20 protein-coding genes are annotated in these 19,492 nt (G+C 32.7%); 12 read left to right on the forward strand and 8 right to left on the reverse strand.

Annotated elements, in window-relative coordinates; genetic code table 11:
- Positions 1-151 precede the first annotated feature (151 nt).
- The 3 genes from DFQ02_RS01920 (at position 152) to DFQ02_RS01930 (ending at position 2,932) form a co-directional block, all read left to right on the forward strand.
- Entirely contained in the window at positions 152-427 is a 276-nt protein-coding gene (locus tag DFQ02_RS01920; RefSeq protein ID WP_116039290.1) for a co-chaperone GroES, read from the forward strand.
- A gap of 105 nt (positions 428-532) precedes the next feature.
- Entirely contained in the window at positions 533-2,164 is a 1,632-nt protein-coding gene (groL, locus tag DFQ02_RS01925; RefSeq protein ID WP_116039291.1) for a chaperonin GroEL, read from the forward strand.
- A 162-nt stretch (positions 2,165-2,326) separates the two neighbouring features.
- Entirely contained in the window at positions 2,327-2,932 is a 606-nt protein-coding gene (locus DFQ02_RS01930; RefSeq protein ID WP_116039292.1) for a hypothetical protein, read from the forward strand.
- An 89-nt stretch (positions 2,933-3,021) separates the two neighbouring features.
- Here the strand turns inward: DFQ02_RS01930 and DFQ02_RS01935 are convergent, their stop codons facing one another.
- Together DFQ02_RS01935 and DFQ02_RS01940 are read right to left on the reverse strand one after the other, a co-directional pair.
- Entirely contained in the window at positions 3,022-4,743 is a 1,722-nt protein-coding gene (locus tag DFQ02_RS01935; RefSeq protein WP_147297721.1) for an ABC1 kinase family protein, read from the reverse strand.
- A 1-nt stretch (position 4,744) separates the two neighbouring features.
- Positions 4,745-5,119 (reverse strand): hypothetical protein, encoded by a 375-nt coding sequence (locus DFQ02_RS01940; protein WP_116039294.1) that lies wholly within the window; start codon positions 5,117-5,119, stop codon positions 4,745-4,747.
- A gap of 141 nt (positions 5,120-5,260) precedes the next feature.
- Here DFQ02_RS01940 and DFQ02_RS01945 point away from each other — a divergent pair, with 141 nt between their 5' ends.
- Entirely contained in the window at positions 5,261-5,662 is a 402-nt protein-coding gene (locus DFQ02_RS01945; protein WP_116039295.1) for a CBS domain-containing protein, read from the forward strand.
- Positions 5,663-5,692: 30 nt separating this feature from the next.
- Here the strand turns inward: DFQ02_RS01945 and DFQ02_RS01950 are convergent, their stop codons facing one another.
- The 6 genes from DFQ02_RS01950 to xrtF all read right to left on the reverse strand — a co-directional run bounded on the left by DFQ02_RS01950 (position 5,693) and on the right by xrtF (position 10,751).
- The gene (locus DFQ02_RS01950; RefSeq protein WP_116039296.1) at positions 5,693-6,049 is read right to left on the reverse strand and encodes a heavy-metal-associated domain-containing protein; all 357 of its coding nucleotides are present in this window, start codon (positions 6,047-6,049) and stop codon (positions 5,693-5,695) included.
- Positions 6,050-6,148: 99 nt separating this feature from the next.
- Positions 6,149-8,386 carry a TonB-dependent receptor gene (locus DFQ02_RS01955; RefSeq protein ID WP_116039297.1) on the reverse strand — a complete coding sequence of 746 codons (2,238 nt, stop codon included), beginning with the start codon at positions 8,384-8,386 and terminating at the stop codon, positions 6,149-6,151.
- A gap of 93 nt (positions 8,387-8,479) precedes the next feature.
- Positions 8,480-9,175 carry a heavy-metal-associated domain-containing protein gene (locus DFQ02_RS01960; RefSeq protein ID WP_116039298.1) on the reverse strand — a complete coding sequence of 232 codons (696 nt, stop codon included), beginning with the start codon at positions 9,173-9,175 and terminating at the stop codon, positions 8,480-8,482.
- 127 nt (positions 9,176-9,302) lie between these two features.
- Positions 9,303-9,713: an HYC_CC_PP family protein gene (locus DFQ02_RS01965; protein WP_116039299.1), complete on the reverse strand. Its 411-nt coding sequence runs from the start codon at positions 9,711-9,713 to the stop codon at positions 9,303-9,305.
- 62 nt (positions 9,714-9,775) lie between these two features.
- A complete protein-coding gene (locus DFQ02_RS01970) occupies positions 9,776-10,207 on the reverse strand; it encodes an exosortase F system-associated membrane protein (RefSeq protein ID WP_116039300.1) in 432 nt (143 codons plus the stop codon).
- Positions 10,200-10,751 carry an exosortase family protein XrtF gene (gene xrtF / locus DFQ02_RS01975; RefSeq protein WP_116039301.1) on the reverse strand — a complete coding sequence of 184 codons (552 nt, stop codon included), beginning with the start codon at positions 10,749-10,751 and terminating at the stop codon, positions 10,200-10,202. Before xrtF ends, DFQ02_RS01970 begins: the two co-directional genes overlap by 8 nt.
- A gap of 75 nt (positions 10,752-10,826) precedes the next feature.
- On the opposite strand from xrtF, the gene DFQ02_RS01980 reads away from it, so the two are divergent.
- From DFQ02_RS01980 to def, 8 genes are all read left to right on the forward strand, one after another.
- On the forward strand, positions 10,827-11,282 hold the full coding sequence (locus tag DFQ02_RS01980; RefSeq protein ID WP_116039302.1) for a GAF domain-containing protein: 456 nt from the start codon (positions 10,827-10,829) through the stop codon (positions 11,280-11,282).
- Between the two features lie 243 nt (positions 11,283-11,525).
- Complete coding sequence (gene purH / locus DFQ02_RS01985) at positions 11,526-13,058, forward strand: bifunctional phosphoribosylaminoimidazolecarboxamide formyltransferase/IMP cyclohydrolase (protein ID WP_116039664.1); 1,533 nt, start codon at positions 11,526-11,528, stop codon at positions 13,056-13,058.
- Between the two features lie 159 nt (positions 13,059-13,217).
- A complete protein-coding gene (locus DFQ02_RS01990; RefSeq protein WP_116039303.1) occupies positions 13,218-14,246 on the forward strand; it encodes a rod shape-determining protein in 1,029 nt (342 codons plus the stop codon).
- A gap of 11 nt (positions 14,247-14,257) precedes the next feature.
- The gene (gene mreC / locus DFQ02_RS01995; protein WP_116039304.1) at positions 14,258-15,073 is read left to right on the forward strand and encodes a rod shape-determining protein MreC; all 816 of its coding nucleotides are present in this window, start codon (positions 14,258-14,260) and stop codon (positions 15,071-15,073) included.
- The gene (gene mreD / locus DFQ02_RS02000) at positions 15,066-15,572 is read left to right on the forward strand and encodes a rod shape-determining protein MreD (protein ID WP_116039305.1); all 507 of its coding nucleotides are present in this window, start codon (positions 15,066-15,068) and stop codon (positions 15,570-15,572) included. The genes mreC and mreD overlap by 8 nt, the downstream gene beginning before the upstream one ends.
- Positions 15,569-17,488 carry a penicillin-binding protein 2 gene (gene mrdA, locus DFQ02_RS02005; RefSeq protein WP_116039306.1) on the forward strand — a complete coding sequence of 640 codons (1,920 nt, stop codon included), beginning with the start codon at positions 15,569-15,571 and terminating at the stop codon, positions 17,486-17,488. Before mreD ends, mrdA begins: the two co-directional genes overlap by 4 nt.
- Positions 17,489-18,766: a rod shape-determining protein RodA gene (rodA, locus tag DFQ02_RS02010; RefSeq protein WP_116039307.1), complete on the forward strand. Its 1,278-nt coding sequence runs from the start codon at positions 17,489-17,491 to the stop codon at positions 18,764-18,766.
- A 30-nt stretch (positions 18,767-18,796) separates the two neighbouring features.
- Positions 18,797-19,417 (forward strand): peptide deformylase, encoded by a 621-nt coding sequence (gene def, locus DFQ02_RS02015; protein WP_116039308.1) that lies wholly within the window; start codon positions 18,797-18,799, stop codon positions 19,415-19,417.
- Positions 19,418-19,492: the final 75 nt, after the last annotated feature.

Here is a 19,492-nt window from a genome sequence, read left to right on the forward strand (position 1 = left end):
ATAAAAAAATGCCAACTTATTCAGTTGGCATTTTTTATTTCCAGTGTATTACAAGTATATCTGAAAGTTTGTCAGTCTAAAAGCAATGGCACATTTTTAGTATAACTATTAAGCGTTAAAATAAATCAATTAATAAAAACTATTATAGAAAATGGGCATTAACATTAAACCATTAGCAGACAGAGTTGTTGTAGAACCTGCTGCTGCTGAAACTACTACTGCTTCGGGAATTATTATCCCAGACAACGCAAAAGAAAAACCACAAAAAGGAACCGTTGTTGCTGCTGGACCTGGCACAAAAGACGACCCTATTACCGTAAAAGTTGGTGATACCGTTTTATATGGTAAATATGCTGGAACAGAACTAAAATGGGAAGGCACTGATTATTTAATCATGCGAGAAAGCGATATTCTTGCAATAGTTTAATTGCTTTAAGCTATTAGCCTTAAGCTTTTAGCTCCAACTAAAATAATTAATAACAAAACACAGCCGATAGCAAAGTGCTATAGGCAAAAGCTAAAAATTAAAAAAATGGCAAAAGATATAAAATTTGATATTGAAGCACGCGACGGTCTTAAACGTGGTGTGGATGCATTGGCAAATGCAGTAAAAGTAACTCTAGGACCAAAAGGAAGAAATGTTATCATCTCAAAAAGCTTTGGAGCACCTCAAGTAACCAAAGATGGTGTTTCGGTAGCAAAAGAAATTGAGTTAGATGATGAACACGAAAACATGGGGGCTCAAATGGTAAAAGAAGTAGCATCTAAAACCAACGATTTAGCGGGTGACGGTACTACGACTGCTACCGTTTTAGCACAGGCTATTGTAAAAGAAGGTTTAAAAAATGTAGCTTCCGGAGCTAATCCAATGGACCTAAAACGTGGTATAGATAAAGCTGTAGAGGCTATTACTGCAGATCTTGAAACTCAAGCTCAAAAAGTGGGTAGCTCAACCGAAAAAATAAAACAAGTAGCAGCCATTTCAGCAAACAATGATGATACCATTGGCGAATTAATAGCGCAGGCTTTTGAAAAAGTTGGTAAAGAAGGTGTTATAACTGTTGAAGAAGCAAAAGGAATGGACACTTATGTTGATGTTGTTGAAGGTATGCAGTTTGACAGAGGTTATCTATCTCCTTACTTTGTAACAGATTCTGATAAAATGGTGGCCGATTTAGAAAATCCATACATTTTATTGTTTGATAAGAAAATTTCAAACCTACAAGAAATTCTTCCAATTTTAGAGCCAGTTGCTCAATCTGGCCGCCCTTTATTAATCATTGCTGAAGATGTTGACGGACAAGCATTGGCTACTTTGGTTGTAAACAAATTACGTGGTGGTTTAAAAATTGCTGCTGTAAAGGCACCTGGTTTTGGTGACAGACGTAAAGCCATGCTAGAAGATATTGCTATCTTAACTGGCGGGACTGTAATTTCTGAAGAAAGAGGATTTACATTAGAGAACGCAGACCTTTCTATGTTAGGAACTGCTGAAACAGTAACTGTTGATAAAGACAATACCACTATTGTAAATGGTTCTGGTGATGCTGAAGCCATTAAAGCTAGAGTTAACCAAATCAAAGCTCAAATTGAAACGACCACCTCTGATTATGATAAAGAAAAACTTCAAGAGCGTTTGGCTAAATTAGCTGGTGGTGTTGCCGTACTTTATGTAGGTGCAGCTTCTGAAGTAGAAATGAAAGAGAAAAAAGATCGTGTTGACGATGCTTTACATGCAACTAGAGCTGCTGTTGAAGAAGGCATTGTTGCCGGTGGTGGTGTAGCATTGGTTAGAGCTAAAGCTATTTTAGAAAAATTAACCACTGAGAATTTGGATGAAACTACTGGGGTACAAATAGTAAATAAAGCCATTGAAGCACCATTAAGAACTATTGTTGAAAACGCAGGCGGTGAGGGTTCTGTTGTTATCAATAAAGTTTTAGAAGGCAAAAAAGACTTTGGTTACGATGCCAAATCTGAACAATACGTTGACATGCTAAAAGCCGGAATCATCGATCCTAAAAAAGTAACACGTATTGCTTTAGAAAATGCTGCATCAGTAGCCGGTATGATATTAACTACTGAATGTGCTTTAATAGACATTAAGGAAGATGCTCCTGCAATGCCAGGTGGCATGGGTGGCGGTATGCCAGGGATGATGTAATATCGATTTTTCATTTATTATATTTAAACAAGCCCTTGAAATATTTCAAGGGCTTGTTTATTTCGGTTAAAGAATTAACAATAAATCTATTTTAACTGATATTCCTCATTGATAATAATTTAAATAGTTTTCAAATTTGTTAATAATCATAATTATAATATCATGAAAACAATTGAAGATAATCGATTTATTGATAATGTAGTAGAAACACTTAGAAAAGCTGCCATTGAAATTGAAGAACTTCAAGTACAAGCTGCTTTAGGAAAGGCTGAAGCAAAAGATAAATATGAGGAAGTAAAGAAAAAGTTTAATCATGTTCTAAACGAAGCTAAAATTAAAATTGAAGCTGGCAGAGAAAAAACCAAAGATATCCATACTAAATTTGATGAGTTCAGGGTTCAGTTAGAATTAGGTAAAACAGAAGGTCTAGATACATTTAAAGAACAAAAGAAAACCTTGTTAGCAAAACTGCATGAAATTGAGGTACAAATTAAAACTAATAAACGACTTAATGATATTTACGCCTTTGTTTTACTTGAGATTGAAAAATTTAAGATTAAGTTAGAAGTCTTAGAACAAAAATTTGAAAGAAAAAAAACAAATGCTAAATCATCTTTTGAAAAAGGAAAAAATGAATTCAATGTTTTTATTGAAAAAATAAAGACCAAGTATAGAGGCAAAAAAGAAGAGACTAAATGGGAACATTTTCAAGATGAAATCTCTGAAGCATTTACGCACTTTAAAAAAGCTTTTATGCAGCCTTCATGAGTTTTAAAACATTAAATTTAATAAAGAAGGGTACTAAGCTTAAGCTTAGTACCCTTCTTTATTACAATAGGTTTATTAGAACTTAAAAATTATTCATTCATGTACCACCACTCATCACGATCTCCTTTTTTAATATCTCTAATCATACCGTATGCTAATACTAATGCTAATATAATAAACACAATACCTATTAAAGAAATATCTCCCCAGAGTGGTTTTATACCTGAAATTATAAATAGTGATGCACCAACAATTAATGCTCCTATAATGAATGCAGTAATAATTTGTTTAGCAATCCTGTGTATTGTATGTACCATAGGATCAATCCCTTTATGAGTTAAATCTACTTTTACTTCTCCCCTATTTATTTTTCGAATGGCATTCTTTAAATCTCTTGGAAACTCTTCTATATAATTACCTAATTCATAAAGCGAATTAATTACTTTTTCACCAAATAGTATCGGATTAAAACTTTTAGCTACAGCTTTTAGTAAAAAAGGTTTTGCAATATTATATTGGTCTATAGTTGGATCCAATTTATGAGTTACCCCTTCTATAGTAACTAATGATCTAGCAAAAAGGAAGAAATGCGTTGGAACTTTTAATCCATGTGCTATAATAATATCTTTCAACTCTAAGAGTATAGTACTCATCTCATTTTTGTGGACAGATCTAACATAATGCTTCTCTACAAACTCATTGATATCAAATTCAAGAGCCCTTATATCTTCAATATTTGTATAGTTTGAAAACTCCTGCAACGCTTTAATTATTCGTTTAACATCACGTCTAGTAATAGCAAGGAACAACTTGCCAAAAACCTCAATATCTCTTGGTAGTATGCTTCCCATCATACCAAAATCTAAAAAGCAAATATGTCCGTTTGATTTTACGAGTAAGTTCCCCGCATGCGGATCTGCATGAAAGAAACCATAATTAAAAATTTGTTTAAAATAACTGTTGGTTAGGCGTCTTGAAATTACCTTCGCATCAATATTTTTAGTGATTAGCTCATCAAAATTATCAATTTTAGTACCAGACATAAATTCTAAAGCCAGCACTTTGGTAGTAGTATACTCCCTATATACCCTTGGAGCCACTGCAAAATTATCTATGCTTGTATCACTTGTGATATTATTATAAAAACGTTGCACATTTATAGACTCGTTAATAAAATCGAGCTCCTTTATAATAGCTTCTTCAAAATTTCTAACCAATCCTTTGGGATCAAAACTTTTTATTGACGGTATACGTTTTTGAAGTACTTCTGCAATGCTATACATTACTTTAATATCTTCTTCAATAACTTCTTTTATTCCAGGACGTTGTATTTTTAATGCAACGCGCTTGCCATTTTTGAGAGTAACCCTATGCACCTGTGCCATAGAGGCTGATGCAAAAGGTTTAGGCTCAAACCAAGCAAATAAATTTTCAATAGAATCTTTTAGTTCTTCCTCTACCACTTTTTTTGCCACCTCCTCTGGAATTGGAGGAACATCATCAAGCAGTTTCTCTAACTCGAGAGTTAGTTTTAATGGAATTAAATCTGGTCTATTACTTAGTATTTGACCAAATTTTACAAATGTTGGACCAAGCTCCTCACACACCAAACGCATTTTTTCCCATTTGGTATATTTATAAGCATTTTCACGTGAGGCTTTGGGTATGAGTCTTCGTAGGAATTCAAAGCGTTTTTTTTCTTCTAAATACTGTACCAAATCTTCAAAGCCATATTTGACCAAAACCTTTAGGATTTGATTATATCGTGCTACCGATTTATATTTTTTACCAATATCTAAATATAAACTCATGTTAAGTATTTGCTTCAAGTTTATTTAGTCTTGCTTCTAGCAAAGCAATTTTAGCATCTGCTTTTTCAAGCTTTTCCCTTAAGCCTTTAATATCATCAAGATGTGCTATTTTTATTTTTTTATAAGTATTAGATATCACATCTTCAATCTTAGCTTCTAATTCGACTTTAACTTGTTCTGCCTTTAGTTTTATCTTATCCAGTAATTGTAACTCATTTCCATCTCCATCCAAAACAGTTTCAGAAGCTATGCCGTTCATTTTTTTTGCTTTTTCATCAGTCCACTCTCCAAACTTATCAAGCAAATGAGTATCTCGGGCTAAAATGTAAAGACTTGAAGAAAGCGTAATTAACTCTATTAATGTTTTGGTTTTCATAACTTGAACTATTAGTTTTTTCTACAATACAATATATCGTTTAACATCATTTTTAAAAATGATTTTCCTCAGTTCATATATGCGATTAGAAACTTATTTTTGAAATAGAGTCAGCTAGGTGTTAATTAAAATTTAGAAGTTATGAAATCTGTACCCATCTCCTCAATAATGACGAAAAATGTGGTTTGTGTTTCACCAGACCAAAAGATTATTGATGTAAAATGTATTTACGAAAAGAAAAAGTTTCATCACCACATACCAGTTACTAAAGGCAAGAAATTAGTTGGCATACTTAGTTTGATAGATTTTATGTACCACATTAAAGGAGCCGGACTAAATGATGATGATGCAATTTATAATGAATTATGTGTAAAAGACATTATGACACCCAATCCTTATGCTATAGGACCAGATACTATGCTAAATGAAGTAGCTGAAGAATTATCAAAAGGACGTTACCACGCTATACCTATTGTAGAAAATGAAAATATTGTTGGCATAGTATCAACTGCCGACATTATAAGATTCCTTATGAAACAATAGTCTGAGTTTAAACCCAGACTATTGTTTAAATTATTCTTCGGTGTGGTCATTCTTAACATCCTCATCACGGTATTTGCAACAATGATGAACCTTAGCATAGGCTTCGTCTGTAGCCTTAGTTTCCTTAACATCATGACCTGCTGCCAATATATTTTCCTCAACAGTTTTTAAATTGGTTTTACGTTCATCAAAGATTAAACTTAGCTGATGTGTTTTTACATCCCATTTGGCATATTTCACACCTTTGGTATTTAAACAAGCCTTTTCAATACGAGCCTTACACATTTCACAAACTCCATCAACTTCTGTAGTGGCTTTGGTATTCTTGCTTTGAGCAAACGTTATACTCCCTATTAGCATTAAAGCAATTATTAGTATTTTTTTCATACTCTGTTATTTGTTTTTTGACATTCCTGCAAAAGCGGGAATCTAATTTTACTTAATTTAATTTTATGTAGATTCCCACCTTTGCGGGAATAATGAACTCTATTCAATTCTATAGCGTAATCCAGCATAATACATACTCCCAAAAATAGGACCATATACAAAAGTGGTATCAAAATTTGAACCAAACGGATCATCTGTTCCTAAAATTGGATTTGGCTGCCTTACATTGGTAATGTTTTCACCACCTATGTATATCTCAAATTTAGCCGAAAACACTTTAGTCAATTGGGTGTTTAAAGTTGAAACTGTTGGGGTTTGATCAGGCAATTGATATTGCATAGGATTTGTTGCTGTTGATGAAAATCGCTGCTCCCCTAACCAATTAAATGTGGCATCAAATTTCCATTGACTTCCCTGCTCAGTTAATTTAGTTTTATAACCAACATTAGCAAAAAATCGATGTTTTGGTGTTAACGGTCTTGTTAACCTACCCGATCTATAATCGGTTTTAACTTCATAATACTTATAAGCTGCTCTCAAATCTATTCCTCCAAATGGATTGTAATTAAACTCAACCTGAAAACTATTGGCGTAACTTTTTCCTTCTAAATTATAAAAACTTACTTCTTGCGGATTTTCATAATCTACCACTACCTGATTTTTAAAATCGGTCTTATAATAATCTAACGTTATATCTGCTTTTTTTCCAAAGAGGTTGAAACCTTGTAAATAAGACACGCCATAATTCCAAGCAATTTCAGGATCTAAACCATAAATGTTTCCTCCAACATCATTAATAATAATATTTCGGGATGTAGCAAAAAGTTTCTGGTTTTCAGCAAAAATATTGGCACTTCGCTTTCCTCTTCCAAAAGAAGCTCTAAAGGCCGATTTTAGCCAAGGAGAATAACGCACATGCACCCTTGGAGTTATAAAAGTTCCTAATAAATTATGATAATCTATCCTAATTCCAGCTGTTAAATTAAACAACTCTAAATTATCATGTGAATACTCAAAAAAACCACCCACCGAAGTTTCGGTTCTTACAAAATCGTTAGAATTGACAAACTCATCATAATGGTCATAGGTATAACTAACACCCGTTTTTATTTTATGACGCGAATCACTGATAATAGAATTATAAATAGCATTAGCATACAAACTATTATGTGTAATATCATAAGTATTCAATCCAAAATACGATTCTTGTTTATGACTACTAAATGCTGTTTGCACACCTAAACTTCGCCAGGGAATATCAGGATTTACATAACCAAGTTTAGTTGCAACCTCAAAACGTTCAGTATCAATCTCACTTCCCCAAAAAATAGTTGTGCCTCTATCCCTGCTAGGGTCAAAATCTAATTGTCCTGCTTGCGTATTGTCATTGAGATATCTTAGGTTTATAAAACTTACAATACCTTTCTCTCCATTGGTATACTGCAAACGGTTCATAAGATTGATTTGCTGCTTCAATGGTACGTCAAGAAAAGAATCATTATTTCTATCAAATTTTTGATCTCTTAAGTTACCATGAACATACAAACCTGTACTCCATTTATTAGAAATATTCTGGTTAATATGTGTATTAAGTTCGTACCTACCGTTAATACCAGCATAAGCGTTTACAAACAATTTATCATCTGTAGCAGGTTTAACCAATTCCGTATTGATTTGCCCTGCAATACTTTCAAAGCCATTTACAACACTTCCAGCTCCCTTGGTGATTTGGATGCTTTCCACCCAAGTCCCTGGAATAAAACTTAATCCAAACGCTTGAGATGCACCACGTATGGACGGAATATTTTCAGTTGTGATTAAGATATAGGGGCTTGTAAGCCCCAACATTTTAATTTGTCTTGTTCCCGTAACAGCATCTGCAAAATTAACATCAATAGATGGATTGGTTTCAAAACTTTCAGACAGATTACAACAAGCAGCTTTTAATAACTCATCACTACTCACCGTTAACACATTCTGAGCTTGTAAATATGATTTTCTGGTAGCCAGCTTTCTTGTGGTCACGGTAATTTCATCTAAATTATCGGTTGGTTGCAGCCAATGCTCAATGGTTTTTTGTTTAGTTATGGTAATGGTATCTGTTTTAAACCCCACATAACTAATAACCAATTTAGTATACTGCTTAGAATAACTTAAAGCAAACCTACCATCAACATCGGTTACAGTTCCTATATCGGTATTAAGCCAATATACATTCGCTCCAACTAAAGCAAGTCTTTCGTTCTTTTCATTTGCTTCCAAAATGATTCCGCTTATACTTTCTTGTGATAAGACTAAAACTGGAAGTATGAATAGTATATATATTATTTTCTTCATTCAATTCTTAGCATCATTTGAGATTTTAAATAAATCATGACAATTTCTAGATTACCACGTCATTTTGTCTTTCTCAATGACAAATATTTTTAGTTAATTTTTAATTAGCATGATAAGCGCCATAACAATCATGATACTATTTTCAATAAAAGTGGCTTTGGTCATGGGCAACTTTAAAGCAGTGCCTAAACAAGCACATTGTATGGCATTTTTATTCAATAAGGTTTTTGTTACGCCAATAGTAGTAATTCCTAAAATAACCAGCGTAATTATTAAAGCCCATTGAATTTCTATTCGCATTAAAAACATGATTCCTAGAGCCACCTCTATAAACGGATATAGCCAACTGTAAATGGGCATTACTTTTGCCAAGGGATCATACATTCTAAATGACTGAGGAAAGCCTTTTAGATCTAGTAGCTTAAAAAAGCTAAAAACAATATAAAAAAGCCCCATAAAGTCTAGCATAAAGCTATCTGTATGCCATAATTTATAGTTTAAAAGCACACTTGTTACAATGATATATCCGAATATTAAAAACAGCGGAAATAGTTGTTGTAATTCTGATTTTTTCTCAGCTTCTTCTTTGGTTTCAGAAATGGTATATTTAGTTGAAAGTGCTTTTTGTAATTTTTCTATTGAAAGGTGCTTTTTCATTTCAATAGAGACTCTAGAGGTCTCTAAATATGCAGTAGCACTAGATACTTCAGCAAGCTTGTTTAAAGCTTCTTCTACAGATACTTTGCATCCATTACAGGTCATACCTGTAACTGTATATGTTTTTTTCATTGTAAATTAAATTTGATAAATAATCTTTAGCCATCCCATATTAAAAGGAAGTCATTAAGTTCTATATTCTGAAACAACACTTCAACTGTGTTCAGTGAGGTATTTCAAAATGGAAAAAGTTTATAAATCAAATCAAGAAAACTTGGTCTAAAACAAGAATATCCCTGACCAAAATAGGCGGAGAATAACCTCTACAGGGCACTATTTTTTTAGGTATCCCTTCAAAAAGGTTGATATACGAATAAAAAATAGAAGTAATAAATTGTTGTTGTTTTATATTAAAATCATTAAAAGATTTTAAGAGTTCGTCCTGACCTTTAACAACATCTATTTCATCTTTACAACAAGGCTTTTTTGTTATTTCAGCTAAAGCCTTTTCTTCAGTTTCCATATCACATTTTTCAACTTCGGTAAAGACCGCAACATCTACCAAAACATCTCCGCAGAAATGTTTTTCAATAGTAAAAGAAAGTGTTGAAAACAACACCAAAGATGCCAAGAACACCGAAAAACTTTTATGTAATATCTCTTTAATCACAATACAAAGTTACAAAACCTACAGTTTTTCACTTTCCTTTTATAAAATGATTAACATTCTTATCATCTACTCTTTAGTTTTTGATAATAAAAAGCAGGAATTAAAAGAAGTAAAAATATGGGTTGAATTAAAAATCTTCTAACATTAAAAAACAAATAATAATCTTCTTGTCTAGGATTAATCACAAAATACAAATAAGCAAGCATTAACACAATATAAGCCAAAGCATACACCAGTAAAGAAAACTTAATAGCGCTCTTGCTTTTAAAGAATATAAATAATATTGCTAATGAAATAATGGTATTTAAGATGTATCTTAATGTTGTAAAAAAGACCAATTTAGCCACTTCACGTCTGGGGCTATCAATGTAAAGATAGTCGTTCTTAAAGAACACCAAATAAGGATCATAGAACAGTTCATTTTCAAAAGCCCTTATGAGAATAAGCATTCCGAACAAAACAAAAAGCAATAAATATTTTATTAATTTATTCATGTTTACGTTTTACATTAGAAAACCGATTGACCCAAATTAGCCAAAGCAAAAAAACGATGCCATAAATAATTGCTGGAAAAATCACCGTATGTAAAATATACTCTTTTTTAGGGTAATGATATAAACCAATACTTAAAAGCACTATTCTAAGTAAGTTGATAACATAGATAAATACTGCACCAGAAAAGGCATATAAAATAGCCGTCTTTAATTTTCCTGAAAAAGCAATAATAAATGATACAAACAGTATTATAACACTCAAAGAATTACAGCCTTCAACAACTCTAGCTAAATATTTATCATTCACAATTACTTTAATTGAAGGTTCGTTAGTGTGAGGAATTATCACAGTTTTATAGTCTAATTTGTTTAAAAGAATTTCGGTTTGTCTGGCTACCAAATTGGTAAAATAATCAGGATAAAATGCCGTTCCAGTCGAAAATTGCAGATAAAATTTATAAGCTATTGTTAACAATCCGTAAACTATAGAAAATGTTAGAATAAATTTTATTACCGCCTTATATTTTAAAAGAAGTGTTTTCAAAAAATATAATGTAAGTCACAATTTCGAAATTACACCTTTTATAAATACTTTTGAATAATAATTTTAGTTTTTGATATGATTTTTGAACAATTGAAACCGCAAGTTGAAGCTATTACTTCTAAAAAAAGCTCTGTTGATGAACGCCTTTTTGAAATTTGTCAGCTTCTAGAAAAACATATTCACTACTATAATTGGGTTGGTTTTTATTTTAGAAATAGAAACAAAGAAGAACTAAAATTGGGACCTTACGTTGGTACCCCAACAGATCACACAATAATCCCTTTTGGGAAAGGCATTTGCGGACAAGTGGCTGTTAGCAACCAGAATTTTGTAGTGCCAGATGTGTCTGTTCAAGATAACTACATTGCTTGTAGCATGACCGTAAAAGCCGAAATTGTCATCCCAATTTTTGTGAATGGTAAAAATATTGGACAGATAGATATAGACTCCAACACTCCAGATCCTTTTACCGAAGCTGACGAACGTTTTTTAGAGTTTGTTACTCAAAAAGTTTCTGAAATACTTCAATAAAATTCAAAGTACTGTTTAAGATTTCTTTCCAAAACTAAACATTACAACATTTAGAATTTGAGTTCCTTAGTTAACAACTCTTTTTTTTAGTTAAAAAAAACACCATTTTTTTCTATCATTCAAATCCGTTTTTTGCTTTAAATAACTACTTTTGCACTTTATTACAAAACACATCAATTTTTAACAAAACAATAACCTTAAATACTCATTTTCAAAAGCGTGGGTATTCAAAATCAAACAGGAATGAGCAACAAAAAAACAATCAAATCTGCCCTAATTTCGGTATTCAGTAAAAACGGTTTAGAACCTATTGTAAAAAAACTAAATGAGCAAGGCGTAACCATCTACTCTACTGGTGGAACAGAAAAGTTTATAAACGATTTAGGCATTGAGGTTGTTCCAGTTGAAGACGTTACGTCTTATCCATCAATTCTTGGTGGACGTGTAAAGACATTACACCCTAAAGTTTTTGGTGGTATTCTAAATAGGCAAAATAACGATTCTGATATTGCTGAATTAGCTGAATATGAAATTCCTCAGATTGATGTAGTTATTGTTGATTTATATCCGTTTGAAAAAACTGTTGCCTCTGGTGCGAGCAACCAAGATATTATTGAAAAAATTGATATTGGTGGTATTTCGTTAATTAGAGCCGCCGCAAAAAATTATGCCGATGTGGTATGCGTTGCATCAGTTGATGATTATGCTGAATTTTTAGACTTAATTACAGAGAAAAACGGAACACTTTCTGAAGCAGACAGAAAACGTTTTGCAACCAAAGCTTTTAATGTATCATCGCATTATGATTCAGCTATCTTCAACTATTTTAATACCACTCATGAAGTTGTCGCTTTAAAAGTTAGTGAAACAAAAGGAAAAGTATTGCGTTACGGTGAAAACCCACACCAAAAAGGCTTTTTCTTTGGAGACTTTGATGAATTATTTACAAAACTCAACGGAAAAGAATTAAGTTACAACAACTTGTTAGATGTTGATGCAGCCGTTAATTTAATGCTAGAGTTTAAAAATGACGCCCCAACTTTTGCTATTTTAAAACATAACAACGCATGCGGTTTAGCACAGCGCAATACTATTAAACAAGCTTATGTGGATGCCTTGGCAGGAGATCCCGTATCGGCTTTTGGAGGTGTTTTGATTAGCAATAAGGAAATTGATTTAGAAACAGCAGAAGAAATTCACAAGTTATTCTGTGAGGTAGTTATTGCTCCTTCTTTTGCTGCTGATGCCTTGAACTTACTAGAAGGTAAAAAGAATAGAATTTTATTGGAAATTCATGATGTGGATATGCCGCCTATGAACGTAAGAACTTGTTTAAACGGAGTATTACTTCAAGAAAGAAATAACATTACTGACAAAGCCGAAGACTTAAAAACCGTAACTAATTTAACTCCAACATCAGAACAAATTGAAGACTTATTATTCGCTTCTAAAATTTGCAAGCATACCAAGTCTAACACCATTGTTTTAGTAAAGAACAAACAATTATGCGCTAGCGGAACAGGGCAAACAAGTCGTGTAGATGCCCTTCAACAAGCCATTCATAAAGCTAATTCATTTAATTTTGATTTAAATGGAGCTGCTATGGCAAGTGATGCCTTTTTCCCATTCCCAGATTGTGTTGAGATTGCTAAAAACGCTGGAGTAACGTCTGTGATTCAACCTGGTGGATCTATAAAAGACCAATTAAGTATTGATTACTGTAACGAAAATGACGTGGCTATGGTCATGACAGGAACACGCCATTTTAAACACTAAAAAAGAGTCACTCCAAAGTCTAAAAACCGATAAAAGACGTATAACAATCATATGCTTAAAATTATGAGTATTTTAAGTGTGTCTAAGTGTATATTTTTACCAACTTTTATTACATTTACAAGATTTCGTATACTAACCCAATTAAACCACTAAAAATACATGGGCTTTTTTGACTTCCTAACTGAAGAAATAGCAATAGATTTAGGGACAGCAAACACACTTATTATTCACAACGACAAAGTTGTTGTAGATGCGCCATCAATTGTAGCAAGAGATAGAATTTCTGGTAAAATAATTGCCGTAGGCCAGGAGGCAAATTTAATGCAAGGAAAAACCCATGAAAACATAAAAACCATTCGCCCGTTAAAAGATGGGGTTATTGCAGATTTTGATGCTTCGGAACAAATGATTAGTATGTTTATTAAAAACATACCTGCTTTGAAAAAGAAGTTTTTTACCCCAGCTCTTAGAATGGTAATTTGTATTCCCTCAGGGATTACTGAAGTTGAGATGCGCGCCGTAAAAGAAAGTGCCGAGCGTGTTAACGGAAAAGAGGTTTACCTTATTCATGAGCCTATGGCTGCGGCTATTGGTATTGGTGTTGATATTATGCAGCCAAAAGGCAATATGGTGGTTGATATAGGTGGAGGAACTACCGAAATTGCAGTTATTGCACTTGGTGGTATTGTATGTGATAAATCTGTTAAAATTGCCGGTGACGTGTTTACAAACGATATTGTGTATTACATGCGTACCCAACATAACCTATATGTTGGTGAGCGAACTGCCGAAAAGATAAAAATCCAAATTGGTGCAGCCACTGAAGATTTAGAACTCCCTCCAGAAGATATGAGTGTTCAAGGACGTGATTTGTTAACAGGTAAACCAAAACAAGTATCCATTTCTTATAGAGAAATAGCTAAAGCTTTAGACAAGTCTATTCTACGAATTGAGGATGCCGTTATGGAGACGCTATCACAAACACCTCCAGAATTAGCGGCTGATATTTATAATACTGGTATTTATTTAGCTGGTGGTGGTTCTATGTTACGTGGTTTAGACAAACGCTTATCTCAAAAAACAGACCTTCCTGTTTATATTGCTGAAGATCCTTTACGTGCCGTTGTTAGAGGCACGGGTATCACACTTAAAAATTTATCCAAATACAAAAGTGTATTGATAAAATAGGAGTTTAAAGCATGCAGCAGATTATAAATTTTATAATTAGGAACAAAAATTTCCTGTTGTTCTTGTTGCTGTTTTTTATTGCTATTGTTTTTACCATTCAATCACATTCTTACCACAAAAGCAAATTTATTAATTCTGCTAACTTTGTTAGCGGAGGGGTCTATAACTCAGTAAACAATATTAGTGAGTATTTCAATTTGAAATCTCAAAACCAGTTGCTTTCAGAAGAAAATAACCGATTACGAGAGCTTCTTTTCAATAGCGAAATTGACGATGATTCTACTTATTTTGATTCTATCTCTCAAAATAAATCTTACAGGTTTTCTACAGCTCAAGTTATCAAAAACAGTTATTCTGCTACGGATAATATCCTTTTAATAAATAAAGGACAAAACAATAGTATAAGACAAGATTTTGGAGTTATTACTACCAAAGGGATAGTAGGTATTGTGGATAAATCTAGCTCAAGATTTTCAACGGTCATTTCAATTTTAAACACCACAAATAGTAGTATTAGCGCTGGGTTAAAGAAAACAGCTCATTATGGTTCTTTAAGGTGGAATGGCGAAAACCCTCAATTAGTTCAGTTAATAGATGTACCAATAAATGCCAGAATAAATATAGGTGATACCATTGTTACTTCTGGACAATCATCTATTTTTCCAAAAGGCATCCCTATAGGAGCTATACAGGATTTTAAAAATGATGTTGCTGAAAATTTTTATGAAATAAACGTAAAACTTTTCAATGACATGACCAACCTAGAACATGTTTATATAATCGAAAATATTCATAAGGAAGAAATTGAAAACTTATTAAATGAATAGTGCTATTACAGGAAATATAATTCGGTTTATAGCATTGGTTTTGGTCCAGGTTGTTATTTTTAATCATATAAATTTTTATGGATATATCAACCCCTACATCTATATACTTTTTATTGCATTTTTTCCTGTTAAAGACAACAGAACCACACTTATATTAATTAGTTTTTTTCTCGGATTATCAATTGATATATTTTTAGACTCTGGAGGCATTCATGCAGCGGCAAGTGTTTTTATAGCTTACATAAGGCCTGTTCTTTTAAAATCATCTTTCGGAACAATGTATGAGCATCAAACTATTAGGTTTTCTGGAATTGATCTTGGCCCTAAAATTGTTTACATAACACTTTTGGTTTTAGCACACCACCTTATTTTATTTTCACTTGAAATTTTTAGCATTTCCAAAATAATTTTCATCCTTCAAAAAACGTTATTCTCTAGTATATTTACTATTTTATTAAGTATAATCATATCTGTTATCTTCAGCAAAAATACTAAATGAGACAATTTTTACTTTTTGGTTCTGTAATTCTTGTTGGGATTTTGTTCATTTCAAGATTATTTTACCTTCAGATTTATTCATCTGAAGGTCATAATCTTTATGAAGACAATGCCATTAGAGCTGTTTACGATTATCCAAAAAGAGGGTTTGTTTATGATAGAAATGGTTTATTATTAGTCTCTAACCAACCATCATATGATGTCATGGTTACCCCAAGAGAAGTTGAACCATTAGATACTATTGAGTTTTGTAACCTGTTAAAAATAACTAAGGAGCAATTCATTAAAAATTATGATAGAGCCAGACGTTATTCCCCTAGATTATCATCGGTTTTTATTTCTCATTTATCAAAAAAAGATTATGCAGCTCTTCAAGAAAAAATGCGAAAATTTAAAGGGTTCTATATTCAAAAACGCTCACTGCGCCACTATCAAAGAGAAGTGGGTGCCAATGTATTGGGTTATATAGCCGAAGTTAATCAAAATGAAATAAAAAAAGACGGCTATTACCTTAGCGGCGATATTATTGGGAAACAGGGCATAGAGAAATCTTACGAAAAAGAACTACGTGGTGTTAAAGGAGTGAAACGTTATCAGAGAGATCGGTTTAACAGAAATATAGGATCATACAAAGATGGAAAATATGATACTTTACCTATTCCAGGTAAAGATATTACCATTACTATAGATGCAGAACTTCAAGAATACGGTGAATTTTTAATGAAAAACAAAGTAGGTGGTATTGTGGCTATTGAACCTCAAACAGGTGAAATACTAAGTCTTATTTCGGCTCCCTCATACAACCCTAATCTACTTGTTGGCAGAAAACGTTCAAGAAACTATACGAAACTTCATAACGACTCTATACACCTTCCCTTAATTGACAAAGGACTTTTAAGAATGCATGAACCTGGTTCTCCGTTTAAAACGCTTATTGCTTTAACTGCATTACAAGAAGGAGCTATTGATGAAAGAACCTCAATTAGATGTTCTGGAGCCTATTATTATGGTGGTAGTAGGCCTATGGGCTGTCATTGTGGTGGTGGAACTAGAGTTCTTAACAATGGCATTTCCAAATCGTGCAATTCTTATTTTGCCAATGCCTTTAGAAAAACTATTGATAAATATGATAATGCTACTATAGGCATGAATAAATGGAGTGAGCACATTAAAAGTTTTGGTCTAGGTAATTATTTAGGATATGATTTATCCATTGGTAAAAAAGGTAACATTCCTGATGGTTCATATTATGATAATTGGTATCCTGATTTTAGATGGGGCGCAACAACTATTATTTCCAATTCTATTGGTCAAGGAGAAGTATTGGTAACACCTATTCAGCTGGCTAATATGATGGCCGCAATTGCTAATAGAGGTTATTATTACACCCCACACATCATTAAAGAAATTGAAAATGACACTATTCCATTTCAATACACTACAAAACACCAAACAACTATAGACAGAAAGTACTTTGACCCGGTAATTGAAGGATTGCATGATGTTTATGGACCCAATGGTACCGCATGGTTTTTAAATGCTCCGGGTATTGAAATCTGTGGAAAAACAGGTACAGCCGAAAATTTCACCAAAATTGATGGCGAAAGAAAGCAATTGACAGACCATTCCATTTTCGTAGCATTTGCCCCAAAAGACAATCCAAAAATTGCTCTAGCAATATTAGTCGAAAATGGTTATTACGGCGCTAGGTTTGCAGGTAGAATTGCAACCTTGATGATTGAAAAATACATTAACAGAACTATAACAAGAAAAGATCTTGAAAATTGGGTTCTAACCTATACATTAGAACATGAATATCATAAACCTTTCCTTGGGGAGCCTTTTGAAATAAACGCCAAGTCTAGAATGATGACAGTTGAAGAATATGATGCTCTAAGAAAGCAAATAGACTATTAAATGAACACTGATAGAACGCGATATTTTAAATTTGATTGGATAACCATAGTTTTATTTTTTCTACTGGTAGGGTTTGGTTGGTTAAATATTATATCAGCCTCCCACACTAGCGATACTATCAGTTATTTTGACCTCTCTCAACCCTATGGAAAACAAACCATTTTTATTTTTCTAACATTTGCATTAATCATTTTACTCCTAGCTATTGATGCTAAATTCTACGAACGATTTTCCAGTATTATTTACATTGTTTCTATGCTCTCCTTAGTTGGACTTTTTGCATTTGGTAAAAATGTAAATGGTGCCACCTCTTGGTATGCCTTTGGAGGCATGACATTGCAACCTAGCGAATTTGCAAAGGCGGCCACGGCACTAGCAGTTGCTAAACATATTAGCGATTTAAATACTAACATTAACAACCTAAAGGACCAAATAAAAACCTTTATTATTATTATCATTCCGGCACTTTTAGTGCTACTTCAAAATGACACAGGAAGCACTATAGTTTATGGCGCTTTCTTTTTCGTTTTATATAGAGAAGGATTACCTAAAATCTACTTATATCTAGCACTTTTTGTGGTGTTAATTTCCATTTCTGCATTAAAATTCGGTGCTCCTTTAATAGCCATATTAGCAGCTATCATTAGCATAACTTTATACTTGATAAATAAAAAGAAGCACCCCTTGTTACAAACATTATTTATTATTTTTATTACTTCAGGATTATGTTTTGGAGTTAATTTTTTCTATGAACATATTCTTCAAGAACATCAACAAGATAGAATTAGTCTATGGTTACGATTAGAAAAAGATCCAGACAAACTAGAAGCTATGAAAAAAACCTTTGCCTATAATCTAAACGAATCTGAAAAGGCTATTAGCTCAGGTGGTTTTGGCGGTAAAGGATTTATGGAAGGCACTAGAACCACTGGTAAATTTGTTCCTGAACAACATACCGATTATATTTTCAGTACGGTTGGCGAGGAATGGGGCTTTATTGGAGCATCGTTTGTTGTAATTCTATTCGTTTTATTATTGCTACGAATATTACACTTAGCTGAATTACAAAAGTCACAATTCAGTAGAGTTTATGGGTATGGCGTAGCATCCATCATTTTTATTCACTTTCTTATCAATATTGGTATGGTAATGGGATTAATCCCTACCATTGGTATCCCGCTGCCTATGTTTAGTTATGGTGGATCTGGTTTATGGGCATTTACCATATTAATTTTTATCTTTATTAAATTAGATTCTAACCGTATCAATGAATGGTAAACCTAAGAATCTTTTAATAATCTCACCAAGATGAAAACAAATATTATAATAGCTTTTGGGTTATTTTTTGTTGTAGGATGCTCAAGCACAAAGGATATTACAAAAGGAAATTTTTCAAAATCTGAAGTCGAATTAATTTCTAATGCTGATAATGATAAGCCTATGCGGGTTTATAAAATCACAAACAAAAAGGATTCACTAATCTTACGAACTAGAAGTAGTTATATAAAACCAAACCCTCACAATAAACTTCAACAGAAATTTATTAAACGTTTATATGCTACCGTAAGAGATAGTTTATCTTTAGGAGTTGGTATTGCAGCGCCTCAAGTGGGTGTTTTAAAAAATATTATTTGGGTACAGCGCTTTGATAAAGAAAGCCTTCCATTTGAAGTGTATCTAAATCCAAAAATTATAGAATACTCAGAAAAGAAGCAAACGGTTAGGGAAGGATGCTTATCAATACCCAATAGAACAGATACCTTAAACTCAAGATCATACACCATTAAAATTGAATATGATACGCAAGATGCCATACATAAAACAGAAACTATTGAAGGATTTACAGCAGTAATATTTCAACATGAAATAGACCATTTAAATGGTATTTTATACTTAGATCATCTTAATAGAGAATTGAATCAGCAATAAGTTATACAATAAAATAATCCATAAACACCTTAAAATTGTCTATCTTATTTCTTTTACTAGAAGGTATCTTTACAT

Source organism: Seonamhaeicola aphaedonensis, from assembly GCF_003386195.1.
Taxonomy (GTDB): domain Bacteria; phylum Bacteroidota; class Bacteroidia; order Flavobacteriales; family Flavobacteriaceae; genus Seonamhaeicola; species Seonamhaeicola aphaedonensis.